This window comes from Nocardioides flavus (ex Wang et al. 2016), from assembly GCF_014653115.1.
Taxonomy (GTDB): domain Bacteria; phylum Actinomycetota; class Actinomycetes; order Propionibacteriales; family Nocardioidaceae; genus Nocardioides; species Nocardioides flavus.
In genome coordinates this window covers 1-25,755 of record NZ_BNAD01000023.1, presented here as the reverse complement: position 1 = coordinate 25,755, position 25,755 = coordinate 1, and the positions used below count along the sequence as shown (strand labels likewise).

At 73.2% G+C, this 25,755-nt stretch carries 22 protein-coding genes and 2 tRNA genes; 13 read left to right on the top strand and 11 right to left on the bottom strand.

Annotated elements, in window-relative coordinates:
* The first annotated feature begins 275 nt into the window (after positions 1 to 275).
* Together IE200_RS19880 and IE200_RS19875 are read left to right on the top strand one after the other, a co-directional pair.
* A complete protein-coding gene (locus tag IE200_RS19880) occupies positions 276 to 1,109 on the top strand; it encodes an SH3 domain-containing protein (RefSeq protein ID WP_191281229.1) in 834 nt (277 codons plus the stop codon).
* A 57-nt stretch (positions 1,110 to 1,166) separates the two neighbouring features.
* Positions 1,167 to 2,432 (top strand): deoxyguanosinetriphosphate triphosphohydrolase, encoded by a 1,266-nt coding sequence (locus IE200_RS19875; RefSeq protein WP_191281228.1) that lies wholly within the window; start codon positions 1,167 to 1,169, stop codon positions 2,430 to 2,432.
* On the opposite strand, the gene IE200_RS19870 is transcribed toward IE200_RS19875, so the two are convergent.
* The 3 genes from IE200_RS19870 to IE200_RS19860 are packed head-to-tail and all read right to left on the bottom strand — an operon-like array spanning position 2,429 to position 3,460.
* On the bottom strand, positions 2,429 to 2,770 hold the full coding sequence (locus IE200_RS19870; RefSeq protein WP_191281227.1) for a YtxH domain-containing protein: 342 nt from the start codon (positions 2,768 to 2,770) through the stop codon (positions 2,429 to 2,431). The two genes, IE200_RS19875 and IE200_RS19870, sit on opposite strands and share 4 nt — an antisense overlap.
* A gap of 35 nt (positions 2,771 to 2,805) precedes the next feature.
* A complete protein-coding gene (locus tag IE200_RS19865) occupies positions 2,806 to 3,060 on the bottom strand; it encodes a DUF3618 domain-containing protein (RefSeq protein ID WP_191281226.1) in 255 nt (84 codons plus the stop codon).
* Positions 3,053 to 3,460 carry a phage holin family protein gene (locus IE200_RS19860; protein ID WP_191281225.1) on the bottom strand — a complete coding sequence of 136 codons (408 nt, stop codon included), beginning with the start codon at positions 3,458 to 3,460 and terminating at the stop codon, positions 3,053 to 3,055. Before IE200_RS19860 ends, IE200_RS19865 begins: the two co-directional genes overlap by 8 nt.
* Before the next feature lie 119 nt (positions 3,461 to 3,579).
* Here IE200_RS19860 and dnaG point away from each other — a divergent pair, with 119 nt between their 5' ends.
* The 4 genes from dnaG (at position 3,580) to IE200_RS19840 (ending at position 7,100) form a co-directional block, all read left to right on the top strand.
* The gene (dnaG, locus tag IE200_RS19855; protein WP_191281224.1) at positions 3,580 to 5,481 is read left to right on the top strand and encodes a DNA primase; all 1,902 of its coding nucleotides are present in this window, start codon (positions 3,580 to 3,582) and stop codon (positions 5,479 to 5,481) included.
* Complete coding sequence (locus IE200_RS19850) at positions 5,478 to 5,984, top strand: hypothetical protein (RefSeq protein WP_229856870.1); 507 nt, start codon at positions 5,478 to 5,480, stop codon at positions 5,982 to 5,984. The genes dnaG and IE200_RS19850 overlap by 4 nt, the downstream gene beginning before the upstream one ends.
* A gap of 52 nt (positions 5,985 to 6,036) precedes the next feature.
* Positions 6,037 to 6,109 (top strand) — tRNA-Asn (locus IE200_RS19845).
* A gap of 286 nt (positions 6,110 to 6,395) precedes the next feature.
* A complete protein-coding gene (locus tag IE200_RS19840; protein WP_191281223.1) occupies positions 6,396 to 7,100 on the top strand; it encodes a GAF and ANTAR domain-containing protein in 705 nt (234 codons plus the stop codon).
* A 3-nt stretch (positions 7,101 to 7,103) separates the two neighbouring features.
* On the opposite strand, the gene IE200_RS19835 is transcribed toward IE200_RS19840, so the two are convergent.
* From IE200_RS19835 to IE200_RS19825, 3 genes are read right to left on the bottom strand one after another with little or no spacing between them, the layout of a single operon-like run.
* Entirely contained in the window at positions 7,104 to 7,856 is a 753-nt protein-coding gene (locus tag IE200_RS19835; RefSeq protein ID WP_191281222.1) for a PIG-L deacetylase family protein, read from the bottom strand.
* A gap of 40 nt (positions 7,857 to 7,896) precedes the next feature.
* Positions 7,897 to 9,183, bottom strand: coding sequence for a DUF1501 domain-containing protein (locus IE200_RS19830; protein WP_191281221.1), 1,287 nt, complete (start codon positions 9,181 to 9,183; stop codon positions 7,897 to 7,899).
* A gap of 1 nt (position 9,184) precedes the next feature.
* Entirely contained in the window at positions 9,185 to 10,633 is a 1,449-nt protein-coding gene (locus tag IE200_RS19825; RefSeq protein WP_191281220.1) for a DUF1800 domain-containing protein, read from the bottom strand.
* Between the two features lie 123 nt (positions 10,634 to 10,756).
* On the opposite strand from IE200_RS19825, the gene IE200_RS19820 reads away from it, so the two are divergent.
* Entirely contained in the window at positions 10,757 to 11,740 is a 984-nt protein-coding gene (locus tag IE200_RS19820) for a GNAT family N-acetyltransferase (protein ID WP_191281219.1), read from the top strand.
* A gap of 13 nt (positions 11,741 to 11,753) precedes the next feature.
* A tRNA-Ile gene (locus IE200_RS19815) sits at positions 11,754 to 11,827 on the top strand.
* 7 nt (positions 11,828 to 11,834) lie between these two features.
* Here IE200_RS19815 and IE200_RS19810 read toward each other — a convergent pair.
* The 4 genes from IE200_RS19810 to IE200_RS19795 all read right to left on the bottom strand — a co-directional run bounded on the left by IE200_RS19810 (position 11,835) and on the right by IE200_RS19795 (position 17,648).
* Positions 11,835 to 13,250 carry a serine/threonine-protein kinase gene (locus IE200_RS19810; protein ID WP_191281218.1) on the bottom strand — a complete coding sequence of 472 codons (1,416 nt, stop codon included), beginning with the start codon at positions 13,248 to 13,250 and terminating at the stop codon, positions 11,835 to 11,837.
* An 86-nt stretch (positions 13,251 to 13,336) separates the two neighbouring features.
* Positions 13,337 to 15,940, bottom strand: coding sequence for a multicopper oxidase domain-containing protein (locus tag IE200_RS19805; RefSeq protein ID WP_191281217.1), 2,604 nt, complete (start codon positions 15,938 to 15,940; stop codon positions 13,337 to 13,339).
* Positions 15,937 to 16,992, bottom strand: coding sequence for a hypothetical protein (locus IE200_RS19800; protein WP_229856867.1), 1,056 nt, complete (start codon positions 16,990 to 16,992; stop codon positions 15,937 to 15,939). The genes IE200_RS19805 and IE200_RS19800 overlap by 4 nt, the downstream gene beginning before the upstream one ends.
* Before the next feature lie 56 nt (positions 16,993 to 17,048).
* Positions 17,049 to 17,648, bottom strand: a complete 600-nt coding sequence (locus tag IE200_RS19795) for a helix-turn-helix transcriptional regulator (protein WP_191281215.1) — start codon at positions 17,646 to 17,648, stop codon at positions 17,049 to 17,051.
* Positions 17,649 to 17,692: 44 nt separating this feature from the next.
* On the opposite strand from IE200_RS19795, the gene IE200_RS19790 reads away from it, so the two are divergent.
* From IE200_RS19790 to IE200_RS19775, 4 genes are read left to right on the top strand one after another with little or no spacing between them, the layout of a single operon-like run.
* The gene (locus tag IE200_RS19790; protein ID WP_191281214.1) at positions 17,693 to 18,496 is read left to right on the top strand and encodes a DUF2249 domain-containing protein; all 804 of its coding nucleotides are present in this window, start codon (positions 17,693 to 17,695) and stop codon (positions 18,494 to 18,496) included.
* A gap of 57 nt (positions 18,497 to 18,553) precedes the next feature.
* A complete protein-coding gene (locus IE200_RS19785; protein ID WP_191281213.1) occupies positions 18,554 to 19,426 on the top strand; it encodes an ABC transporter ATP-binding protein in 873 nt (290 codons plus the stop codon).
* Positions 19,423 to 20,454, top strand: coding sequence for an iron-siderophore ABC transporter substrate-binding protein (locus IE200_RS19780; RefSeq protein WP_191281212.1), 1,032 nt, complete (start codon positions 19,423 to 19,425; stop codon positions 20,452 to 20,454). Before IE200_RS19785 ends, IE200_RS19780 begins: the two co-directional genes overlap by 4 nt.
* Before the next feature lie 10 nt (positions 20,455 to 20,464).
* Positions 20,465 to 22,585: an iron ABC transporter permease gene (locus IE200_RS19775; RefSeq protein WP_191281211.1), complete on the top strand. Its 2,121-nt coding sequence runs from the start codon at positions 20,465 to 20,467 to the stop codon at positions 22,583 to 22,585.
* Between the two features lie 23 nt (positions 22,586 to 22,608).
* On the opposite strand, the gene IE200_RS19770 is transcribed toward IE200_RS19775, so the two are convergent.
* Entirely contained in the window at positions 22,609 to 24,000 is a 1,392-nt protein-coding gene (locus IE200_RS19770) for a serine/threonine-protein kinase (protein ID WP_191281210.1), read from the bottom strand.
* 73 nt (positions 24,001 to 24,073) lie between these two features.
* Here IE200_RS19770 and tyrS point away from each other — a divergent pair, with 73 nt between their 5' ends.
* Positions 24,074 to 25,342, top strand: coding sequence for a tyrosine--tRNA ligase (gene tyrS, locus IE200_RS19765; RefSeq protein ID WP_191281209.1), 1,269 nt, complete (start codon positions 24,074 to 24,076; stop codon positions 25,340 to 25,342).
* Positions 25,343 to 25,755: the final 413 nt, after the last annotated feature.

Sequence of the window (25,755 nt, the reverse complement as noted above, 5' to 3'; positions counted from 1 at the left end):
GGACACGCTCACTTTTGCCGTGGAGAATTGGGACAGGCCGAGAATCCTGTGCTTCACTCATGGATCGCGTCGACGTGGGCACGAGCTCTTCCCCCGGGTTCCAGCTGGTTCCAGGCTCGTGGTTCGGCGCAGTCCCCCGTCAGCAAACGCAAAGGATCAGCGCTGTGGCTCAGCATCGCCACAAGCGGGAAACCCCTGCTAGCCCCCGCAAGAAGTCCCTCCCCCGTTCCGTCCAGGTCTCAGCCCCCCTCGCCGTCGTGGCGACGCTCTCGGCCGTGACCATGGGCGTCCTCGCGGCCGAGCCTGCGACCTCCGGTGAGGACCTCCTCGCCTCCTCCAGCACGTCGCAGACCGTCCCCGGCGACACCTCCGACCGTGTCTCCGGCGACGCTGAGGACTCCGTGTCCAACAGCACGGCCCTGACCCGTCGCAGCGACACCACAGTGTCGCGCTCGCAGATCCGCACCGCGGCTCGCGCCGAGGCCGCCGCTCGCAAGGACATCAGCGTCGACCGGCAGGCCCGTCGCCTCGCCAAGAAGGTCGACACCCGACTGTGGACCACCGAGGCACTCAACCTCTGGTCCGGCCCCGGTGAGAAGTCCGAGAAGCTCGGCCTGATCGACGCCCTGAAGCAGGTGACCGTCACCGGTCGCGAGCAGGCCGGTCGCACCCAGGTCGTCATCGACGGCCAGTCGCGCTGGGTCACGTCCGACTACCTCAGCCAGGACAAGCCGAAGCCCGAGCCGAAGGGCCCGAGCCTCGGTGGCGTGTGCTCCAACGGCTCGGCCATCGACGCCGGGCGCGCGACCCTCTACGACATCCACGACGCCGTGTGCTCCAACTGGCCGCAGATCACCAGCTACGGCACGTGGCGCGGCGACGGTGACCACGGCCAGGGCCGCGCCATGGACATCATGGTCAGCGGCTCCACCGGCTGGGACGTCGCCAACTTCCTCCGCGCCAACTACTCCGCCTTCGGCATCGAGTACCTCATCTACGCCCAGAACATCTGGTCCGTGGACCGTGCCGGCGAGGGCTGGCGCGGGATGTCCGACCGCGGGTCGGTCACCGCCAACCACTACGACCACGTGCACGTCACGGTCTACTGAAGCGCTTGCGGACGCCGCGTCGTCGACGTCGGCGGTGCTCGCTAGGCTGACCGGCCGATGAGCATCGAGGACCTGTACGACGACGCGGCGCGCGAGCGGTTCGTCGCCGAGCCGCCCAAGCGCGTCGACGCGCCCGTACGCCTCGCCTTCGAGCGCGACCGGGCGCGCGTCGTGCACGCAGCCGCGTCGCGCCGGCTCGCGGCCAAGACGCAGGTCGTCGGTCCGCAGACCGACGACTTCGTCCGCAACCGGCTCACGCACAGCCTGGAGGTGGCGCAGGTCGCCCGCGACCTCGCCCGGGCGCTCGGCACCCATCCCGACATCGCCGAGACCGCGGCGCTGGCCCACGACCTGGGCCACCCGCCGTTCGGGCACAACGGCGAGCGGGCGCTCGCCGCCCTCAGCGCCGACTGCGGAGGCTTCGAGGGCAACGCGCAGACGCTTCGTCTGCTCACCCGGCTGGAGTCGAAGACCTTCGACGACCGGGGCCTGTCGGTCGGGCTCAACCTCACCCGTGCCACGCTCGACGCCTGCACCAAGTACCCGTGGGCTCGCTCCGAGGCGTCCGGCCCGCACGGCGTCCACGCCGACGGCACGCCGCGGGTGGTGGTGAAGTTCGGCGTCTACGACGACGACCGACCGGTCTTCGACTGGGTCCGCGATGGCGTCACCGGCCGCCGGCGTTGCCTCGAGGCCCAGGTGATGGACCTGGCCGACGACGTGGCCTACTCGGTGCACGACGTGGAGGACGGGATCGTCGCCGGCCGGCTCGACCTCACCCGCCTCGACCGTGACGCGCTCTGGGAGACCGTCCGCTCGTGGTACCTCCCCGAGGTCGACGACGCGACGCTCGACGCCGCGCTCGCGGACCTGCGCGCCGTCGGGAGCTGGCCGACCACCCCGTACGACGGGAGCCGGCGCGCGCTCGCCGCGATCAAGAACCTCACCAGCGACCTCGTCGGGCGGTTCTGCGGAAGCGTCCAGCACGCGACGTTCGCCGCGACCGGTGGTGAGTCGCCGGTGCGGCACCGGGCGGACCTGGTGGTGCCCGCGGCCACCGAGGTGGAGATCGGCGTGCTCAAGGGCATCGCGGCGCTCTACGTCATGCAGGCCGATGACCGCGTCGCCCTGATGGACCGCCAGCGCCAGCTCGTGGCCGAGCTCGTCGAACGACTCTGGGCGCGGGGCGCCGACGCGCTCGACCCGGTCTTCGTCGGCGACTGGGACGCAGCCGTCGACGACGCCGGGCGCCGGCGAGTGATCATCGACCAGGTCGCGTCACTCACCGACGCCAGCGCCGTCGCGCGCCACGCGGGGCTCTAGGGCAGGTCGCCCTGCGGGTAGGGGTTGTCCTGCCGGGCGGTGCTGTCGGGGTGCAGCTGGTCCTCGAGGTGCTCGGTGTCCGAGCGGTGGTGGCCGTTCGGGGTCACCTTGTCGGCCGCGGTGCTGGCTGCGGCGGCGACCTTCTCCTTCACGACCGGACCCTTGTCCTTGGCGGTCTCCTTGACCACGTCGGCCGCCTGGTGGGCCTTCTCCTGGACCCGCGGGTCGTCCTTGACGCGCATCGCGGTCTTCTTGATCTGTTCGTAGCGCTCGCGTCCGGCGCGCGTGCCGAGGACGTACCCGACACCTCCGGCGACGAGCAGCATGAGCTTCCTCATGGGGGTCTCCCTTCCCTGTTGGTTCGAGCGGTGGTTCAGCGGTCGCCGCGGCGCCGCCAGAGCAGCAGCACCACGGCCATGGCGACGAGTGACCCGGCGGCGGCCAGCACCTCGTTGCGCGGCCGGCCGTCGTCGGTGGTGGCGGAGTCCTTGAGCGCGGCGACCTTCTGCTGCGCCTGCGACTTCACGTCGAGCCGGGCGGCGAGGGCGTCGACCGTGCCCGCGAGCTGCTCGCGCTGGAGCGCGATCTCCGCCTCGAGCTCCTCCGGGGTCTTGTGCTGGTCAGTCACGGTGGTCTCCCTTCACTGTCGCCACGTCCTCCTTGAGGCCGTGGATCGCACGTTCGGGCGCAGCGGGCGTGGCCTCGCCGACCTGTTCCTTGCCGAGGAGTCCGACCGCGACGGACGCGCCGAGCAGCACCACTCCGACGAGCAGCGCCGCCACCCAGGCGTCGACGAGGAGGGCGAGCCCCAGGATCGCGGCCGCGGTGAACGAGCCGAGCGCGAGGAACCCGAGCAGTCCGGCGGCGCCGAACATCCCGGCGCCGATGCCGACGTGCTTGCCCTTCTGGGCCACCTCGGCCTGGGCGAGGCGGATCTCCGAGCGGACGAGCTCGGGGATCTGCTGGGACAGCTGGTGGACGAGTGCTCCGAGAGTCTGACTCTCCGGCGCTCCGTGCTGAGAGGTCATGCTCCGACCCTGCCAAACTCGCATCCCCGCCACCAGCCCGGCCAACCCGCAGGGGTGGTCGGGGCGGCGATGTGGATTCCCGGGCCCGGCCGTGGGCGGGCGCCCGTAGACTCCCCGGCGTGGCAGGCCGGATTCGCGACGACGACATCGCCGAGGTGCGCGAGAAGGCGCGGATCGACGACGTGGTCTCCGGCTACGTCACGCTCAAGCGCGCCGGTGGTGGGTCGTTGAAGGGCCTCTGCCCGTTCCACGACGAGAAGACCCCCTCGTTCAACGTCAACCCCGCCCGTCAGTTCTTCCACTGCTTCGGCTGCGGCGAGGGCGGCGACGTCATCTCGTTCCTGATGAAGGTCGACGCCCTCACCTTCACCGAGGCCGTCGAGCGGCTCGCGGAGAAGTTCGGCGTGCAGCTGCGCCGCGAGGACGGCGACGACGAGCCCGTACGCCCGCGCGGACCCGCTCGTGGCCGGCTCATCGAGGCGCACAAGGTCGCCCAGGAGTTCTACGCCGAGCAGCTGGCCGGGCCGGATGCCGTCGTGGCACGCCAGTTCCTCCACGAGCGGGGCTTCGACCAGGCGGCCGCGACCATGTTCGGCGTCGGGTTCGCCCCGCGCGACGGCGAGGCCCTCGTCCGGCACCTGCGCGGTCGCCGGTTCACCGACGAGGAGTCGGTCGCCGCCGGGCTCGTGGCGCACGGCCGGTCGCACTACGACCGCTTCCGCGGGCGCCTCGTCTGGCCGATCCGCGAGGCCAACGGCGACACCATCGGGTTCGGCGCGCGCCGGATCTTCGACGACGACCGCATCGAGGCCAAGTACCTCAACACCTCCGAGACCGCGATCTACAAGAAGAGCCAGGTGCTCTACGGGATCGACCTGGCCCGCACCGCGATGAAGGACAGCCAGCAGGCCGTCGTCGTCGAGGGCTACACCGACGTGATGGCCTGCCACCTCGCCGGTGTCACGACCGCCGTCGCCTCGTGCGGCACCGCGTTCGGCACCGACCACGCCCGCGTCCTGCGTCGCTTCCTCGGCGACCACGGCACGACGAGCGGCGAGGTGATCTTCACCTTCGACGGCGACTCCGCCGGCCAGAAGGCCGCGATGAAGGTGCTGGAGAGCGACCAGGTCTTCGCGTCCCAGACCTACGTCGCCGTCGCCCCCGAGGGGATGGACCCCTGCGACCTGCGCCTCAGGAGCGGCGACGAGGCGGTCCGGGAGCTCGTGGCGAGCCGCCAACCGCTCTACCGGTTCGCCCTCGACAACATCCTCACCCGTTACGACCTCGACCGCGCGGACGGTCGGGTCGACGCCCTGCGTGACGCCGCCGGGCTGGTGGCCAGCATCCGCGACCGCACGAAGGTCGAGACCTTCTCGCGCGAGCTGGCGCACATGGTCGGGGTCGACCTCGACCAGGTGCGCGAGGAGGTGCGCCGGGCAGCCGCGCGACCGGCCCGCCCCGACGAGCGGCGCCCGGCCCGCGCGACCGAGCGGCCGGAGGCACCCGAGCCTGCCAGGCCAGCGCTGCCCAGCCTGTCCGACCCGCGCTTCCAGATCGAGCGCGAGCTGCTCAAGCTGGTCATCCAGCACCCCGCCGGCGTGGGGCGTACGACCACGCACGTCACCGCGGCCGACTTCACCCATCCCACGTTCCAGGGCGTCTGGGAAGCCGTGACCGCCGCCGGCGGGCCCGTGAGCGGTGTCGACGACGCCGGCTGGGCCAACCGCGTGCGCGCGGCCGCCACCGACCCCGCCGTGGGCGCCGCCGTCACCGAGCTCGGGGTCGAGCCGGTCCGTGGCACGTCCGACCCCCACCCGACCTTCGCCGTCGCCTACGTCTACCGCCTCCAGGAGCTCACCACGTCCCGCCGCATCGCCGACGTCAAGGCCCGCCTGCAGCGCACCAACCCGGTCGACCAGGCCCTCGAGTACAACCGCATGTTCGGCGAGCTCGTCATGCTCGAGCAGCACCGCCGCAAGCTGCGCGACGGCGCCGTGGGCCTGTCGGGGGCGCAGTCGTGAGCCCGCTGTGGCGACGTACGCCCACCCCCGCCGTCGACGTGGGCGCGGGCGAGCGGGTGCTGGCCTCGGCGACCGCGACCGACGGCACCGTCCTCGCCGGCACCCGCGACGCGTTCTACCTCGTCCGCGACGGTGAGACCCGCCGCGTGCCGTGGGAGCAGGTGGAGGCGGCCGGCTGGGACCGCGACACCGACTCCTTCCGGCTCTCCGAGGTCGGGACGTGGGGTGAGCAGCGGCCGGTGCACATCGTCACGCTGGCCGAGCCCGGTCGCCTGCTGGAGCTGGTCCACGAGCGGGTGACCGCGAGCATCGTCCTGCAGCGCCACGTGGAGGTCGGTCGCCGCCGCGGGCTGCGGGTCATCGCTCGCCGGGCCCCTGCCGGTGCCGGCTCGGTGCACTGGGTCTACGAGTACGACGAGGGGGTCGACCCGGCCGACCCGGCCGTCCGCTCGGCGGCCCGCGAGGCGCTCGACCTGGCCCGCCGCGACGTCGGCATGCCCTGATTTCACCTGTCGCGAGGCCCCTTGCTAGTGTTGCGCCTCGCTGCACAAGCGATCCCCTGTAGCTCAACTGGCAGAGCATTCGGCTGTTAACCGGAGGGTTGTTGGTTCGAGTCCAACCGGGGGAGCGGAAGAGCCGCCTCCGACCTGTGGGTCGGGGGCGGCTCTGTTCTTTCGTCCGGCCCGGCCTCCGGGGTCATCCAGCCCACCCCACCCCGTTGGGTCCTGCGCGGATCGTGTGGCGCCATCCGGGTACTGCAGGTCAGGCCCCTGCGACGTCGCGACTTCACAGGGGCCCAGGCCCGGGTGGTCAAGAAGCGGCCACCCGGGCCGCCGTCACGTCCGGCCCCTCCGACGCGTGGGTCGCGTCTACACGATGCGGGCGGGGTCGACCACCGGAGGGAAGGCTCCACGATGGAACGTCACGAGTTCGGGAGGCGGCTCGCCGACGCAGCGCGCGGGATGTCCGGCACGCGCCACCCGAGCGAGACGCTGGAGCGCGTCGCCGCGGTCGCCGTCGAGCTGATCGGCCCGTGCGACGTCGCCGGCGTCTGCGTGCTGCGTCCCGGGCGCGACGACACGTGCGCACACACCCACGACTCCGTGCAGGCGATGGACGACCTGCAGCACGAGCTCTGCGAGGGCCCTGCCATGAGTGGCGCCGCGACGCCGGACGTCATCTCGGCCTCCGACCTCGGCAGGGACAGCCAGTGGCCCCGCTGGTCGGCCCGGGTCGTCGAGGAGACGGGGTTCCGGTCCTACCTCGGGTTCCGGCTGTTCGTCGAGGGCGAGAGCCTCGGCCTGCTGAACCTCTACGCCTACGAGACCGGGGCCTTCGACCACGAGGACCAGCTCGACGGCCTCGTCGTGGCAGCGCACGCCGCCGTCGCGCTCAGCGCCACCGTCAAGCAGGACCAGATGCACACCGCCCTGGCCAGCCGCCAGCTGATCGGCGAGGCCACCGGGATCCTGCGGGAGCGGTTCGCGCTCTCCTCGGAGCAGGCGTTCGGGGTGCTCAAGAGGCTCTCGTCGCAGCAGAACATCAAGCTGTTCGCCGTGGCCCGGCACGTGGTCGACACCGGCGTCCTCCCCGAGCCGGCCGAGCAGCCGGGCGGGTGAGCCTCAGCCCCAGCCGAGCGGGAAGACCTCGAAGGTCGCCGCGTGGGTGACGCCCAGGCCCTGGCCGCCGCCGCGGAGGATGCCGTCGAGGAACTCCTCGGGGTCCCAGCCCTCCCAGCCGAGTCCCTCGATGTAGGCCCGGTGCTCCTTCAGGGAAGCGACTCCCGCGTCGAAGGTGTCGGTGACGTCGACGGCGTGCGCCGCCTGCGGTGAGCCGCCGGCCCACGCCGCACGTACGCCGCCCCACGGCTCGAGGCCGTCGACGAGCTGCTCGGGGAAGACCCACCGGTTGCCGGCGTCCCGCACGGCGTCGAGCAGCGCCCTGCCGACGGCGATGTGGTCGGCCTGGTTGAGGTTGGTCCCGCCGAAGGTCTCGCGGAAGTTGATGGTGAGCGCGACGTCCGGTCGCTGCTCTCGCACGACCCGGGCGATGGCCCGCCGCAGATCCACGCCGTACTCCAGGATCCCGTCGGGCAGCCGGAGGAAGAGCACCTCGTCGACGCCGACGGCGGCTGCGGACGCCACCTCCTCGGCCTCGCGCAGCGGCCCGCTCTCCCGGGGGTGGAGCCCGTCGATCCCGGCCTCGCCGCTGGTCACCATGCAGTAGACGACGCGCTTGCCCTGCCCGGTCCACCGGGCCACCGCGGCGGCCGCGCCGTACTCGATGTCGTCGGGGTGGGCGACGACGAAGAGGGCGCTGTCCCAGTCCTCCGGGAGCGGGTCGTACGACGGGGGAGCGGGACGGTCCTGGGTCATGCCCCCGAGCATGGCACCGCGGCGGGGAGGGTGTCGCCCCTCAGGCCATCACGCCGACGGGTTGCGGGGTGAACCCCGGGAAGACCTGCGCCACCGAGACGCCGAACCGCTTCGTGACGACCTCGGTCAGCACGCTGCGGTAGTCGGTCGTGACCAGCAGGTCGCCGTCAAGAGTGTCCTGCAGCCCGGGCCAGGACCCGTAGTAGCGCCCGCCCCGGACGCCCGCCCCGGCGACGAACATGACGTTGCCGAAGCCGTGGTCGGTGCCGTAGTCGTCGTTCTCCTTGACCCGCCGGCCGAACTCGCTGAGGGTCACGAGCGTGACGCGGTCGGCGGCCGGCCCGAGGTCGGCGAAGAATGCCGCGACCGAGCTCGCGAGGTCGCCGGCGTTGCGCTTCATGTCGCCCCACTCGAGGGTGCCCGCGTCGGTGTGCATGTCCCAGTCGCCCTGGTCGACGGTGATCACCTCGGCACCCACGCCCGCGCGCACGATCCGCGAGACGTCGGAGAGCGCCTTGCCCAGGCCGGTGCCCGGGTAGGCCGGGGTGGGCGCCCCTGCCGCCACCCCGCGTGCGACGCCGAAGGCCTCCGCGCCGGAGAGCGCGTCCCGCATCGCCCGGCTCATCGCACCGCGCCCGGCCCACGCGTGCGTGAGGGAGGCGAGCCGGCGCCCGTCCTCGTCCGTTCCGGCGACCTTGGCGTTGTCGACGCGGCCGACGACGAACGCCGGCTGGGAGCCGTACAGCGAGGTCGGCACCTGGTTGCCCATCGCCGTGCCCTGCAGCGGTGAGGCTCCGGGCAGCTCGCCGAGGAGGCGGTTGAGCCAGCCGGTGCGCTCGGCGGAGCCGGGCGCGGCGTCCTCGATGGCCTCCATCGCCGCGAAGTGGGAGCGGTTGGGGGTCGCCATCCCGGTGGCGTGGACCGCGGCCAGCCTGCCGCTCTCCCACATCGGCAGCAGCGGCGCGAGGGCCGGGTGCAGGCCGAACATGGCGTCTGCCGCGACCAGCGAGGTGGCCGGGATCGCGAGCCGCGGGCGGGCCGCGTAGTAGACGGGGTCTGCGTGGGGGACGACGAGGGACAGTCCGTCGGCGGCGCCGCGCAGCGACAGGAGCACCAGCACGGAGCCGCCGGGGACGGCGAGGGCGTTCGCGGTGCGGCCCGTCACGGCGTACGCCCCGGGGCCGCCGGCCAGCGAGGGGCCGAGCGCGACGGCCCCACCGGCCAGGGCGGAGCCGACGAGCCGGCGGCGGCTCAGCGCCAGCCGCGCCCGGTCGTAGTCGGGGCACCCGCACGAGGGGCGGGACGAGGAGGTCTCGGGAGTCGTCATGTCAGCACGCCAGGTGGTCGGGGGAGTCGAGGACGGCGGCCAGGAGTCGCGGGAAGCCCCACTCGTACAGACCGTGCTCACGGTCGATCTTCTCTCTGGCCCGGCAGCCGGTGGCCAGGCACGCGGCCTCCACGAGGCGTCTGGACGCGGGCCGGTGGAGCAGGTCGCGGCTGACGTCGTCGACGAGGTCCTCGAACCGGACCGCCTTCCTCGCCGGGACCCAGGCGCTCGGCTCGCGGTAGCGCAGGCCCTGCGCCGGCCACCAGCCGCCGGCCATGCCCCAGTGCATGCCGAGGGAGCCGAGGGCGCGGGCGGGGGAGGCCCAGACGTCGTCGGTCACCGGTGTGCCGTCAGGGCGCGGCCAGGCGTGGGGCGAGAGACCGAGGCTGCTCGCCTGCCAGAGCATCGCGTTGGCGGCAGAGTCGCTGCGGCTGGGCCTACCCACGCGGACCCCGAGGGCGCGGTAGGTCGCCACGACGTCCTCGCTCGGGTCGCGCAGCTTCGCGCCGGCGGAGGCGCGGAACTCCTTGCTGGCCACGAGTGCCCGCAGCACCGGGACGATCGCGGTGTCGTTGCGGAGGTAGACCTTGGCGAGCCGTCGCACGAGGGCGCGGGGCGGGTCGTCGCGGACGAACTTGGTCGCCAGGCGCTGGCACACGTGGTGCGCGGTGTCCGGGTGGTGGGCGAGGTAGCGGAGGTACTCGCGGGTGACGTCGCGACCGTCGCCCTTGCGGTTGGCGTGGCTGAAGCCGCGCACCCGCACCCGGCCGGTCCAGTGGTCCTCCTTGACGTAGGACCGTGCCCACGTCTTCCAGAGGTCCACGTGCCAGCCGGTGAGGATCCGGGCCGAGGCCTTCACGTCGTCCTCGTCGTAGCTGCCGGCACCGAGGGTGTGCAGCTCGAGCAGCTCGCGGCCGAGGTTCTCGTTGGGCGCGCGCTTGGTCGACGTCGCCGCGGACAGGAAGATCAGCATCGCCGGGTGCGTGGTGGTCGCGAGGAGCAGCTCGTCGAAGCGCCCGAGCGCGTGGCGTCGGATCGTGTCGCCGTAGTCCACCCGCCAGGTGAAGTGCGCGTCCCCGCTGACCGGCACGTGGAGCATGGCCTCCCAGAACTCGGTCATCTTCTCGTGCACGGGTCGCCGGGTCCGGATCCGGCGGACGAGCAGCCAGCGCCCGTAGTCCTCCATCACCTGCCACCCGCCGCGGACCTCCGTGACCTGGCGCTGCCACAGGTCCCCGGGCCTGCGGTCGAGGTCGGGCCACCACCGGCGTACGGCCGCGGCCGAGGCGTCCGGGAACGACCCGGGACGGGTGAGCTGCTGCTCGAACCACGCCGCGGCGCCGCCGGCGCGGCGCACGTCGCGAGCGAGGGTCGCGTCGACGCCGTAGCCGAAGCGCGTGACGAGGTGCCGCTGCGACGGGGGCAGCAGGGCTGGTCGATCCTTGGCCACCGAGGTCCTCCCAGGCCCGTGCCGTTTCCGAGACGCCACACTGTCCCACGCGCCACGGCGGACGAGAAGTCGATCGCCGATTTCCACTTGCTCCTCCCGTCGGAGCTGCGGTCCCATGCGGCGGTGGACATCGACGAGCTGGACATCGACGAGCTCGACCCGGCCGACGCAACTGCGCGCGCGGCGTGGCACGACGTCATGGAGCGCTCCGTACGGGCCGGGCGCCCGCACGCGCTCGCCACCACGCTCGCGGCGTTCGAGGTGGTGACGACGGCGCCGAGCACCTACTACTCGCGCACGTGGCTGCGGGCACTGGTCGACGACGAGGTGGTGGGGGTCGCCGAGCTCGAGCTGCCCCTGACCGAGAACACCGACGTCGCACAGGCCGAGGTCCACGTGCTGCCCGAGCACCGTCGCCGGGGTGTGGGCCGGGCGCTCTGGGAGGAGCTCGTCCAGCGATCGCGGGCAGCGGGACGCACGCGCGTCGGGAGTGAGGTGACTGTCGCCGCGGCGACCGGCGATGACGACCGCGGTGGAGCGTATGACTTCGCCCGCGCGATGGGTGCCCTCGAGAGGCACCGCGAGGACCACCTGCTCGCCGACCTGCCCGTGCCGGCGGCGGCGGCCGACCCCGCGTACGAGCTCCTGCTGTGGCGCGGGCGCTGTCCCGACGAGCACCGCGGCGCCTACCTCGACATGCGCAACCAGATGAACGCGGACGTGCCGTCCGGCGAGCTCGACCGCGAGCCTCCGCTCCTCGACGACGCACGTCTCGCGGCGTCGGAGCATCGGCTGATGCAGGCGTACGACGTGCGTGTCGCGGCTGCCCGGCGGTGCGCGGACGGCGTCCTCGGCGGCTACTCGCTGCTGTTCGTGCCGCACGGCACGGACTACGGCTGGCAGGACGACACACTGGTCATGCCCGACCACCGGGGCCACCGCCTGGGCGCCGCCCTCAAGGCGGCCAACTACGCCGACCTGCCCGCCGAGGTCGCGTGCGTGCACACGTGGACGGCCCCCGACAACACCGCGATGCACCGCACCAACACCGCCCTCGGCTTCCGAGTGGTGGAGCGCATGTACGAGATGGAGGCGGTCATCGCCTAGGGTCTCGCCCCGAGGGGCGGTAGCTCAGTCGGTCAGAGCAGAGGACTCATAATCCTTGGGTCGTGGGTTCGAGCCCCACCCGCCCTACGAAGGCTCAGCCCTCTCCCGCGATGAGGTAGCCGTCGCCGTCGCGCTCCAGCTGCAGCCGGCCCTGCTCGGTCGTGGCCCTGCCGGACGTCGTGACGTAGTCGATCGTGTAGGTCACGGTCAGCGTCCCGGGGTCGGCCCGGACGTCTCGCGGGGTGGCGCTGGTGATCGTCCGCCAGAAGCCGGTGTAGTCGTCGAGGCCGCCGCTCTCGTCCTGGAACTGGGGCGTGAGCATGTCGAGGGTCGAACGCGGGTCGGAGGTGACCCGGGAGAAGTAGTCCTGGACGAATGCCCGCATGGACGTACGGCTCCCGGCCGGGCTCGGGTCGGGAGCCGGCGGCTCGGTCTCGGTCGGCTCCTCCGACGGCGACGCGGTGGGGGCGGGCTCCTCGGAGGCAGTGGGTTCCTCGGTCTGCTCCGTTCCCGCCTGTCCCGCCGAGACGTCCGGACCGCCACCGTCGTCAGGCCGGAGGAGCCACGCGCCCACCCCGGCCAGCAGCAGGAGGGCGAGCACCGCGGCCGTTCGTCCGACCGGCCGCCGGCGGGCCGTCGGCTCCGGGCTCCGTGTGCTGTCCATGACCATGGTCGTGGTCGCGTCACCGCGGTCGTCATCGGGCGTCGGACTGGCCGCCGTGCCTCTGGCGACGCGCCGGAGCTCGTCTCGCACCTCGGCCACCGACCAGCGCTCCTGCGGGTCCTTGGTGAGCATCCCCGCGACCACCGGCGCGAGCGGTGAGTCGTCGGGCAGGCGCGGGGGCTCGTCGTGGACGATCTTGTAGAGCCCGCCCAGGACGTTCTGCCCCATGTCGTAGGGCGCCCGGCCGACGACGGCGTGGAAGAGCGTCGCGCCCAGGGACCACACGTCGCTCGCCGGGGTCGCCGGCGCCCCGGACGCCACCTCCGGCGCGAGGTAGGCCGGCGACCCGGTGACGAGACCGGTCCTGGTCAGGGCGGCGTCGTTCGCCGAGCGGGCGATGCCGAAGTCGCCGAGCTTCGCGCGGTCGGCGTCGTCGACCATGATGTTGCTGGGCTTGACGTCCCGGTGGACGATGCCGGCCCGGTGCGCCTCGACCAGCCCGTCGGCGGCCTGGGCGAGGAGCTCGGCCGCGCGTTCGGGAGCGAGAGGTCCCTCCGTGGCGACGATCTCGGTGAGCGTGCGCCCGTCGACGAGCTCCATCACGAGCCAGTAGCAGTCGTCGTCCTTGACGAGGTCGAGGACCGAGACCACGTGCGGGTGGTTGATGCCAGCGGCCAGGCGCGCCTCGCGCTGGGCACGGGCGATGTCGTCCTCGGTGGTGCCCGGCAGGAGTCCCATCCGCTTGATGGCGACCGGCCGTCCCAGGACCTCGTCGTGGGCGAGATGGACGACCCCGGCGCCGCCGCGCCCGATCTCGCGCTCGAGCGTGTACCTGCCTGCAATCACGTGAGAGACGCCCCTTCCGTGGCTCCACCTCAGGCTAGACACGTCGACGGCCGTCCCCGCACACCCGGGGGGACCAGTCCCGCCCCTCAGCGCTCGCGCACCCGCAGCACCCCGCGCGCCCCGCGCTCGGCGTCGACCATCACGTGGCTGACGAAGGGATAGTCGCCGGGCTCGTCCAGCACCATCTCGACGAACCCGCCCTGGGCGGGCAGGAGCGGCAGGACCTGGGCGCCGCCGGTGCGTGACGGGCCGGACCGACCGCCGAGCTGCCAGGCGCCCTCGGACCAGACCGTGTCGAACTGACCGCCCACGACGTGGAATGACGACGCGCGGCTCGGTCCTGCGTCGAGCACCCAGATCCGTATCCGCTCGCCGGTCCGGGCGGCGAGCGGCTCGTACGCGTACTGGTCGGGGTAGCCGTTGAACACCACGGTGTCCGCTTCCTCAGCCGCGACCGCGTCCAGGTCGGCCACCGCGCCGTCGGCGCCGTGGTACTGCTCGGACTGGACCAGGACGTACTCCCGGTCGGCCTCGGGGAGGCCCGGCGGTTCGATGACCACGGCGCCGAAGAGCCCGTTGGCGATGTGGGCGGTCATCGGCATGGTCGCGCAGTGGTACATCCACACCCCGGCACGCCGGGCGGTGAAGCGGTAGGTGAGCGACTCGCCGGGCGGGATCGTGCGCATCACGTCGTCGGGGGCGCGCACGCCGGCGTGGAAGTCGATGGAGTGGCCCATCGTCCCGTCGTTGACGAGGGTGATGACGAACCGGTCGCCCACCCGCCCGTGCAGCACGGGGCCGGGTGCGGTGCCGTTGAACGTCCATACCTCCTGTCGTACGCCGGGGGCGACCTCGGCCTGCTGCTCGGTGATCCGGAACGTGTGGCGGTGGACCCGTCCGGCGGCGAGCGGGGGCAGGACCGGGTCGTACGCCGCGAAGTCGGGACCCGGGTCGCCGGGCGCGTGCAGCGGGGCACCGGCGGCGTCGTGGCCGTGGTCCGCGTGACCGGCGGGCTCGACGGCGCCCCCGGTGACGTCGACCGCGAACACCATCCCCATCTGGCGGTGGCCGACGACCGAGCACCAGCCGTCGAGCTCGCGGCCGACCACGCCGACGTCCAGCACTGCCTCCTCGCCGGGCGCGATCCGGCCGGTGTCGGCGCCGGTCTCGAGGACGAGGTCGTGGACGTCCCCGGAGCTCTCGTTGCGCAACGTGAGGACCAGCCGGTCGCCGGCCGCGACCTCGACCCGGTCCGGCGTGAACCGCATGTCCTCAGCCACCACCTCCACCTCAACCGTGCGGCCCGTGGGCGCGACCCCGGCGTCGGCCGGGCTCGTCCGGCCCAGGGCGGCGGGGTCGACGGCCCCGCCGACGGCCACGGCCAGCACGGCGAGCGCCACCCCGACGGCGGCGAGCCCGGTGTCCCGGCCGCGGGGCCGCACCTCGGCCAGGGCCGTCGTCGTGCCCGCGTGCCGCCGACGTACGGCGAGGAGCAGCAGCGGCACGAAGCTGGCGAGCGCAGCGAGCACGAGCACCGAGGCCACGACCCTGACGGCACTGGGCACCGGCAACAGGCACCACGCCAGGCCCAGGTTGGCGAGCGCGACACGGAGCGCACCACCGGAGTCGAGCGCGCCGTCGGTGGCACGTACGACGGCGGGGCCACCTCCGAGCACGACCGGCACCAGGTAGGACAGCGCACCGAGCAGCACCTGCGCCACGAATCCCGCGGCCAGGTAGGGGGCGGCGTCGTGCAGGGCCCGGGAGACGTCGTCCCACCCACCGCCGACCACGACCCGCACCGCGACCAGGGCGAGCATCGCCACCAGCCACCCCACGCCCGCACCCACCGACCACGTCGCGAACGTGGCGGGCTGCTTGGCCCGCGCTGCTGCCACCATCGGCCGGACGAGGATCGCCACACCCGCGAGGTACGCCACCAGGCCGGCCGCGACCAGCCGCGGCTGGTCCGCCCAGGCGGCGGCCGCCACGAGCCCGATCCCCGCGACCAGCACCGGCAGCGCCGTACGCGATGCCCGCTCGGCGCCGTCGGCGATCCGGGTCCGGAGCATGGTCGGCCACAAGGTGACGAGCGTGCCGAGCACGGTGAGCCCCACCCAGCCCAGCAGGTTCACGCCCGCGTGGGCGATCCGCACCCGCGCGTCCAGCGGGTCGGCCAGCCCGCGCGCGAGCCAGACGCCCAGGGCGGCGCCGACGGGGAGCATTGCGCCGGCCGCCAGGTAGTAGTGCACGGTCGGGGCGAAGCGCGACCCGAACCTGCCCCGGAGCCCGCGCGCCAGCGAGAGCAGGTGCCACGCGACGGCCACCCCGGCTGCCGTCGCGCCGACGAGGACGAGCAGCCAGGTGCCGGACCCGACGCCGGCGGTGACCGCGACCGCCCCGAGGTCGAACGTCACCAGGCGGATCGACTGCTCCCGTCGAGGCGTGGCCGGCCCGCGCAGGAGGGTGTCGGCGAAGTAGCGGCTCCACACCAGGATCGCGTGGCCCGCGGCGCCGAGCAGCAGCAGGTGGAGCAGCAGCCAGCGCGCCTCGGGCACCCACGGGTGCGCCAGGGCCACCACCACGGCGGCCAGCAGCCAGCCGACGACCGGCAGGTCCCGGACCGGCCAGAACCCGCGCGTGCCCGTCGCTGCGTCGGGGCGGATCGAGGGTTGTTGCAGGGTGGTCATCGCGCGACCTCCGGCTGGGGCGCGGCAGCCCGCTGCGCAGGCGCGCCCCTCACGGTGCTCGCGGCTGCGACGACGAAGAACAGCAGCAGCGCCACCGCGTTGCCGGCGCCGCCGACCTCACGCGCCAGGTCGCTGCCGAGGGCGTCGCCACCCCAGAGCCGGAGGACGAGGGAGACCTGCAGCAGCAGCCACGGCGCCCACATCGTCGGCCGGTAGGGGAGCGGGACCCGGGTCACGGCAGGCAGGATCGAGGGCGCGTGCGCCATGATCATGGAGAGCGCGAACCCCAGGAAGACCGCGTGCACGAGCGCGTCGTACGCCGCCCCGTCCGCCGGGTGCCCGGCGACGAGCCAGATCCCTCCCGCCACGGCCAGCCACGCCTGACCCGCCAGCATGCAGGCGGCCGCGAACCGGGGGAGTCCCTCGCCGCGCACGGTGCGGCGGGCCACGTCGTGAGTCGCCAGCCACGCCGCGAGCAGCAGCACGGCGAGCCCGAGGACGGCGGCCCCGGCGCGCGGCCACATGGTGGCGGCCGCGACGCCGACGGTGATCGCGAGGCCGAGCAGCACCAGGGAGGCCCCCGCGCCCGGCGGCATCGCCAACCGGGCCAGCTCGAGCCGCTCGCCGGCGATGGTCAGGACGACGAAGCCGGCCAGCCAGGGCAGCGCCGCCGGGATGTCCGCACCGCCGAGCACGAGGACCGTGCCGCCCAGCGCGAGGACGGCGCCGAGGGCTGACACGAGGACGGCGTCGTCGCGCTGGCGCCGCCACAACGGGACGTACACCAGGCAGAGCCCGGCCGCGCCGGCCACCAGGAGCAGGTGGACGATCCTGTCGGCGCCCGGGACGAGCAGCACCAGGGCGCCGACCCCCAGGAGCGCGGGCGCCGCGTAGCCCCCGGGCGACCCGAGTGCCACGGCGCGCTCGAGGGCAACCAGCGTGCCGACGAAGCCGAGGACCATCAACAGGCCGTGTGCGTCGCCCACCCGTCCCGAGGACACCGGCGCCCACACGCCGAGCAACGTCAGGCCGGCGTCGACGCCGACAACCATCGCCACCGCCGCCGGGGCCGCCAGCAACGCTCGAGATGCAGGTGTCCGCCGCGCGCTCACGGCAGGCTCACCACGCAGCCCAGGGTCTCCGGGCGCGGACGGAGGCCGGCGCCCTCCTGGCCGAGCACGCCCTCCACCAGTCCGAGGTGGACCGCGCAGACAACAGCCGGGTGGGATCGGGCCGCGTCGAGCAGCGGGCAGGCGTTGAGGACCACCCGGTCGCCGTCGGTGGTGGGCGCGAAGCCGGTGTGGGCCAGGGCCAGCAGCACCCGTTCGCGGCCGTCCTCGACCGGGCCGAGCTGGGCGCGCAGGCGCTCGCCCCACGCGCGGCCGCCCCGTACGGCCGCCGGGTCGAGGGCCCGGCCGTCGCCGGCGTCCAGCCCGGAGGCCAGCGCCACGGCGAGGGCGGCGTACTCCGGCTCGCGGGCGAGGTAGCCCCACCGGGGGCGGCCGCGGCCACCGCTCCGGGTGGCGATCCGGCTGGCGCTCCCCGCAGCGACGAGCGCGTCGAGGTGACCGCGCAGGGTGTTGGGGTGGAGTCCCGTGGCGTCGTGCAGGTCGGCCAGCGTCAGCGCCCGGCCGGCGTCGCGAAGGGTGGACAGCACGCGGGCCTGCGCGCTGGTGACGACCGGCTCATTTATTTCCACGGGATTCATTGTAGATTATTCAGTGTCAGTACGCCCAGCCCGAGGAGGCACCCATGTCCAGCGTCACCATTGCCAGCAGCCACGCCGACGCGGAGGCGGCCGAGAAGGTCGAGCAGCACCACGCCGAGATGGCGGGCCGGCTCGACCTGCTGACGGCCGACGTCGTCCGCTCGGCGCGCACCGACCGGGCCGCGGGTGCCCGGCGGGAGCTGTTGTCGTGGTTGCGTGACGAGCTCGTGCCGCACGCCACGGCGGAGGAACGGACGCTCTACCCGGCCGCCGCGCAGATCGGCGAGACCCGCCTGCTGGTCGAGGCCATGCTCGCCGAGCACGTCCTGATCCACCGGCTGGTGGCCGACCTCGAGGCCGCTGCCGACCCGGTCGAGGCCGCCGCCGTCGCGCGGGCCCTCGAGACGGTCTTCGACAGCCACCTCGCCAAGGAGAACGACCAGCTCATCCCGACCTTGGTCGCCTCCCCGTCGTACTCCGTCGCGGAGATGCTCGAGGGCATGCACGAGCTGCTCGGTGGCGCGGATGCCCATTGCGCCCACGCGCCGCAGGGCGAGGTGGCGGCGGCAGCGACGCAGGCCGGCGCGCACCAGTGCGCCTGCGGCGGCCACGACGAGGAGGGGCTCCCCGAGCTCGACGCGCGTGCGGTCCCGCACGCGATCCGCCACGCCACGATCTTCGGCGCCCTGGACGGCCTGCGCCCGGGAGCCGGGCTGCTGCTCACGGCCGACCACGACCCGGTGCCCCTGCTCGCCCAGCTCGAGCAGCGCGCGCCCGGGGCGTACGCCGTCACCTACCGCGACGCGGGCCCCGAGGTCTGGCGCCTGGAGCTCATGCGGAAGGTGTGACCTGCCTGTCAGGGTCGAGTTAGGCAAGCCTTACCTACATTAGTAGGGTCTGGTCCCGTGACCACGACCGCTGCCCCTGTCCTGCAGGGCGAGGACCTCGTCCTCGGCTACCGCGACCGCACCGTCGTCCACGAGGTGTCCCTCACGCTCCGCCCCGGACGGGTCACGGCCCTGATCGGTCCCAACGGGAGCGGCAAGAGCACGGTCCTGCGCTCGCTGTCACGCCTGCACCCGATGTCGTCGGGCGCCGTCCGCCTCGACGGCGCGGACACCGCTCCCCTCAGTGCCCGTGAGTTCGCGCGGCAGGTGACGCTGCTCAGCCAGTCGCGGCCGCATCCCTCCGGTCTCGGCGTGCGTGACGTCGTCACCTTCGGCCGGCACCCGCACCGCTCCCGGTTCTCCGGGCTCACCGACGCCGACCGTGACGCCGTGGAGCGGGCGATGGCCGCCACGGGCACATCGGCGATGGCGGACCGGCCCGTCGACGAGCTCTCCGGCGGCGAGCTGCAGCGCGTGTGGCTGGCGACCTGCCTCGCCCAGGAGACCGGCGTCCTGCTGCTCGACGAGCCGACCAACCACCTCGACCTCCGCTACCAGGTCGAGATCCTCGACCTCGTGCGTGACCTCGCCGACACCCTGGGCACGGCCCTCGGCGTCGTCCTGCACGACCTCAACCACGCCGCCTCCGTCGCAGACGACCTGGTGCTGCTGCACCGCGGTCGCGTGCGCGCCAGCGGGCCGGCGCACGAGGTCCTGCGGGACGACGTGCTCACCGAGGTCTACGAGATCGACGTCCGCACCAGCACCGATCCCGGCACCGGTCGGGTCCGGGTGGAGGCGGTCGGCCGCCACCACCGCCCCGCGACCCCTCCGGCCGCCACCACACCTGTTCCCGTCACCTCCATCCCCACCACGATCGAGGACTCATGAAGAAGACCATCCGGTTCGCGGCCGGTGTCGCCGCGCTGGCGATGACCACTGCCGCCTGCGGCACCTCCGAGGTCTCCGAGGCCGACGCCGGGACCCCCGCGTCCACGCCCACGAGCGCCGGTGACGAGTGCGCGGACGTCACCGCCGAGGAAGGTCCCGTCTCGGTCACCGACGACCTCGGCCGCACGGTGGAGCTCGACCAGCCCGCCGAGCGCGTCGTCGTGCTCGAGTGGCAGCAGGTCGAGGACGTCCTCACCCTGTGCCTGACCCCCGTGGGCGTGGCAGACATCGAGGGCTACTCCACCTGGGTGAGCGCCGAGGAGCTCCCCGAGGGCGTCACGGACGTCGGCCTGCGCGGCGAGCCCAACCTCGACGCGGTGTTCTCCGCCGACCCCGACCTCGTCATCACCGAGGTCTACGCCGAGGACGACCCGGTCCTGAAGAAGCTCGAGAAGTACGACGTACCCGTCCTCGCCACGATCGGCGCCGACGCGTCGGGCCCGATCGAGAAGATGAAGGACACCTTCACCACGATCGCCGAGGCCACGGGTCGCACCGAGCGCGCCGAGGCGGTCCTCGAGGAGTTCGACACCGCGCTCGCCGAGGGCAAGGAGGCCATGGCGGACGCCGACCTCCCGACCACCGACTTCGTCTACTTCGACGGCTGGATCGACGGCGGCAACGTCGCGATCCGTCCGTTCGGCCAAGGGTCGCTGGTCGGCGACCTGGGCGAGGAGCTCGGTCTCACCAACGTCTGGTCCGGCGAGGTCGACGAGTTCTACGGACTCGGCCAGACCGACATCGAGGGCATGACCGAGGTCGGCGACGCCTACCTCCTGCACACCGGGACCCAGGACCCGTCCGGGGACGACGTCTTCGCCGAGCTGGCCGAGAGCCGCGTGTGGCGCCAGCTCCCCGCCGTCCAGGACGACCGCTTCCTCGCCTTCCCCGAGGGCATCTGGACGTTCGGCGGCCCGCGCTCGTCGATGCAGGTGATCGACGCGTACGTCGACGTCCTCGCCGGCTGACGCGCCCGACATGTCCATCGACCAGCGCCGGCCCGCGCGTGCCGCCCCCGCCGGGGCCGTGCCGACCGCGGAGGACGTCGTCCCCCGTCCCGGTCACGCGGCCCGGCTGGGCAGCACCGGCGTGCTGCTCGCGCTCCTCGCCGGGCTGGCGCTGGTCTCCGGGTGGCACCTCACCCAGGGCACGTCGGCGGTGGGCCTGCGCGATCTCGTCGGGCTGCTGGTGGCCCCGACCCCGGACGACGCGGGTGTCCGCGACGTCCTGGCCGGCTCGCGGATGCCCCGGCTGGCCGCCGGGCTCGCCGTCGGGTTCGCGCTGGGCGTCGCGGGCGCCCTCCTCCAGTCCGTCTCCCGCAACGCCCTGGCCTCGCCCGACACGCTCGCCGTCACCGCGGGCGCGTCCTTCGCGGTCACGGCCGTGGCCGCCTTCGGTCTCGCGGTGCCGCTGTGGGGCTCGACCCTCGTCGCCTTCGCCGGCGGGCTCCTCGCGGCGTCCCTGGTGCTCGTGCTGGCAGGCGGTGCCGGCACGTCCACCACACGTCTGGTGCTCGCCGGATCGGCGACGGCGATGGCGCTCGGCTCGGCGACCGCCGGCCTGCTGGTCCTCTTCCGCACCGAGACCACCGGTCTCTTCGCCTGGGGCAACGGCTCGCTCAACCAGCTCGACCTCCGTGCCTTCCTCCAGGCCGCCCCGCTCATCGGGCTGGCCACCCTCGCCGCGCTCCTCGCCTCGCGCCGCCTCGACCTGCTCGGTCTCGGCGACGACACCGCGTCGGTCCTCGGCGTCCCGGTCCGGTCGACGCGCGTCGTCGCCGTCGTGCTCGGGGTCCTGCTCTCGGCCGCGGCCGTCACGATGGCCGGCCCGATCGGCTTCGTCGGTCTCTGCGCGCCGGCGGCGGCGCGGCTGCTCGGCCGGGTCGTCCCGTCGGTCCTGCGGCACCGCGTGCTGGTCCTCGCCGCCGGGCTGCTCGGCGCCCTCCTCGTCGTGGGTGCCGACCTCGCCATGAGGGCCGTGCTGGGGGCGGACCGGGCGACCGTGGTCCCCACCGGCGTGACCACGACCCTCCTCGGCGCGCTCGTGCTGGTCGTGCTGGCCCGAGGCGCGCGCGACTCGGGCCCCACCCGCCGGCCCCCATCGGCCCGGGTCGGGGTGCACGGCCGGGCCAGGTTCGTCGTCGTGCTCGTCGTCGGCACCGTGCTCGTCGTCGCCGTGGTCCTCGGCGGCCTCCTGCTGGGCTACACCCGCCTGCGCAGCGGCGACCTGGTGGTGTGGGCACGCGGCGACGCCCCGTCGCTCCTCTCCTTCGTGATGGACGAGCGCGCCCCACGCGTGCTCGCGGCCCTGCTCGGCGGCGCCGGACTCGCGCTCGCGGGCAGCCTCGTGCAGGCGACCTGCCGCAACCCCCTGGCCGAGCCGGGGATCCTCGGCATCGCCGGGGGAGCCGGGGTGGGCGCGGTGCTCGTGGTGACCCTCGGCTCGGGCAGCCGCTCCGCGCTCGTCGTGGCCGCGGTCCTCGGGGCCCTGATCGCCTTCGCCCTCGTGTACGCCGTCTCCTGGCGTCACGGGCTCGACTCCGACCGGTTGGTGCTCGTCGGCGTCGGCGTCTCCGCGCTCGCCGGCGGGGTCTCCACCTTCCTCCTGCTGCGCGCCGACCCGTACGACACCCCGGCGATCTTCACCTGGCTCTCCGGCACCACGTACGGCCGCACGTGGGCAGAGGTCGTCCCGGTCGCCGTCGCCCTCGCCGTGGTGCTACCCATCGCCGTCCTGGCCCGCCGTGAGCTCGACCTGCTCTCCCTCGACGAGGACACCCCGCGGGTGGTCGGCGTCGGGACGGAGAAGGTGCGCCTGACCGTGCTGGTGGCGGCCGCCGTGATCACCGCGCTCAGCGTGACCGCCGTCGGGGTCGTCGGCTTCGTCGGCCTCGTCGCCCCGCACGCAGCCCGCGGGCTGGTCGGCGCCCGCAACGCGCGCGTCGTCCCGGTCGCGGTCCTCGTCGGCGCCGCACTGCTCGCCGCAGCCGACGCGGTCGGGCGTACGGCCCTCGCCCCTGCCGACCTGCCCGCCGGGCTGGTCGTGGCCCTGGTGGGCGGCCCCTACTTCGTCTACCTGCTGGCCCGCTCCCGCGCCTGAGGACGCCCACGGCTGGGCCCGCGTCAGCCCTCTCCGGCGATGAGCAGCTGGTCGTCGAACCGCTGCAGCTGCAGGCGTACGCGCTGGGTGCTGCGCTCACCCGACTTCATCACGTAGTTGACCGTGTAGCCCACGGTGAGGTCGGAGGGGTTGCTGCTGACCTCGGCCAGCTCGGCCGAGCGCACCGTGCCCCACCACCCGATGTAGCCCTCGTAGCCGCCGCTGGCCTCCTGGAACTCCGGGGTGAGGCGTTCGAAGGCGGCACGCGGGTCCGAGGTGACGGTCGCGAGGTAGTCGGTGACGAAGGCGTCCATCCGCTGGCGGATGTCCTCTACGGTGGCCGGGGATGCGCTCGGCGTGGGCTCGGGCGTCTCCGAGGTCGTGGCGCTGCCGCCACGGTCCGCGGGGAGGGCTTCGGGCGTGTCCCGCCCGGCCAGGACGTACGCGGTGACCACCGCCGCGACCGCGAGCACCGCCGCCGCGGCGACGAGACCCCACCGCCGGGCGTGGGAGTGGCCGGGGGAGCCCGACGCGGGAGGGGCGGGTGCGCCCTGCTGCACCGTCGGCAGCACTCCGGTCTGCTCGCGGGCCGGTACGGCCGGAGCGACCGGCGTGACCGTCGAGCGCTGTCCGCGGGCGATGCGGGCAAGCTCGTCGCGCACGCGCGGCATCGGCCAGCGTGCCTCGGGGTCGCGGTTCATCATCACGGACAGGAGGCCGGCCATCGGATGGTCGTCCGGCAGGCGCGGCGGGTCCTCGTGCACGATCTTGTAGAGCGCACCGATCAGGTTGTCGCCCACCTCGTACGGGGGCTTGCCGGTCACCGCGTGGTAGAGAGTCGCGCCGAGGGACCAGACGTCGCTCGCCGGGGTGGCGGACGCCCCCGACGCGACCTCAGGCGCCAGGTACGCCGGAGAGCCGGTGACCAGCCCGGTCTGGGTGAGCGAGGGGTCGTCCTCCGAGCGGGCGATGCCGAAGTCGTTGAGCTTGGCGGCGTTCTGGGCGATCAGGATGTTGCTGGGCTTGACGTCGCGGTGGACGATCCCCAGCCCGTGCGCCTCCACCAGCGCGTCGGCGGTCTGCGCCAGCAGCGTGGCGGCCTCCGTGGCCTCCAGCGCCCCGGACGTACGGACCCGCTCGCTCAGCGTCTCGCCGTCGACGTACTCCATCACCAGCCAGCGCACGTCGTCGGTGTCGACCAGGTCGAAGACGGCCACCACGTGGGGGTGGCTCAGCGCCGCGGCCAGCCTCGCCTCGCGCTCGGCCCGCTCGCGCTCGGCGTCGTCGGACCCCGGGACGAGCCCGATGCGCTTCATCGCGACCTGCCGGCCGAGCACCTCGTCGAGCGCCAGGTGCACGGTGCCGGAGCCGCCGCGACCGATCTCTCGCTCGAGCCTGTACCTGCCTGCGATCACGTGGCGTACCTCCTGCCTCCGCGCCCTAGGCTAGTGCCCGTCCACCAACCCGAGACCACCCGAAGGAATCCACGTGACGACCCCGAATGTCCTCGACGAGCTGGAGTGGCGCGGACTCGTCGCGCACTCCACCGACCGCGACGCGCTCCGCGCGGCGCTGGGCGAGGGGAGCGTCAAGTTCTATGTGGGCTTCGACCCGACGGCGCCCAGCATCCACATGGGCAACCTGGTCCAGATCCTCACCGCCCGCCGGCTCCAGGACGCCGGCCACACGCCCTACGTCCTGGTCGGCGGGGCGACCGGCATGATCGGCGACCCGCGTGACTCTGGCGAGCGCACGCTCAACTCCCTGGACACGGTGAAGGAGTGGACCGAGCGGGTGCGCCAGCAGGTCTCGCACTACGTGAGCTTCGAGGGACCCAACGCGGCGACGACGGTCAACAACTACGACTGGACTGCGTCGCTGTCCACGATCGACTTCCTGCGTGACATCGGCAAGCACTTCCCGGTGAACCGGATGCTCGCGCGCGACACGGTGAAGCGTCGCCTCGAGTCCGGCATCAGCTACACCGAGTTCTCGTACGTCCTGCTGCAGTCGATGGACTACCTCAACCTGTTCCGCGAGCACGGGGTGTCGCTGCAGTTCGGCGGCTCCGACCAGTGGGGCAACATCACCGGCGGTGCCGAGCTCGTGCGCCGGGTGACGGGGCAGGCCGCCCACGGCTTCGCGACGCCGCTGATCACCAAGGCCGACGGCACCAAGTACGGCAAGACCGAGGGCGGCGCCCTGTGGCTCGACCCGGAGATGCTCTCCCCGTACGCCTTCCACCAGTTCTGGCTCAACGTCGAGGACGAGAAGGTCGGCGAGCTGCTGCGCATCTTCACCTTCCTCTCGCGCGAGGAGATCGAGGACCTCGAGCAGCAGACCGAGGAGAAGCCGTTCCTGCGCGCCGGACAGAAGCGCCTGGCCGACGAGGTGACCGCTCTCGTGCACGGTGCCGACGAGGTCGAGCACGCCAAGGCCGCCGCCGCCGCGCTCTTCGGCGGGGGAGACCTGGCCTCGATCAAGCCCGAGACGCTCGCCTCGGCTCTGCGTGAGGCCGGCGGTACGACCCTCCCGGCCGGGGCGGAGCTCCCCGGGATCCTCGACCTCCTGGTCTCCGCCGGGCTCGCGAAGAGCAAGGGCGAGGCGCGTCGCACGGTCACGGAGGGCGGCGCCTACCTGAACAACGAGCGTGTGGAGGACCCCGACCTGCACCCGGGAACGTCCGACCTCGTGGCCGGCTCGTGGCTGGTCCTGCGGCGGGGCAAGAAGCGGTTCGCCGGCGTCCAGGTGGTCTGACAAGCCTCTGACCTGCGGAAACGTCGATGTGCCCGCGGTCACACCGTTTCGATTTGCGCGTTCTGACCGATCCGCATAATGTTCTCTCTGTCGCCAGGGAGCGGCGGGGAGCAAGGCCGGTCAGGCCGGGCTCTCGGCCCCAGGCAGGACAGCCCGAAGCGGTCATCGGTCACGGTGACACCACCGGGTCGGAACGACACAGGCGAGGATTTGCTTCGTCAGAAAGTTGTTCGCTACGTTTTACCAGTTGCCTCACGCAACCGAGATCCTCACCGGATCGCGATGTGGGTGCGTCTGATTCTTGAGAACTCAACAGTGTGTTTGATTAGTCGACGAATTAGTTTGTTATGCCCCGTTGATGTCAACGTGTGCCTGACCGTTTGGTTGGGTTGTTGGTGTCGCGGTTTCTTTGA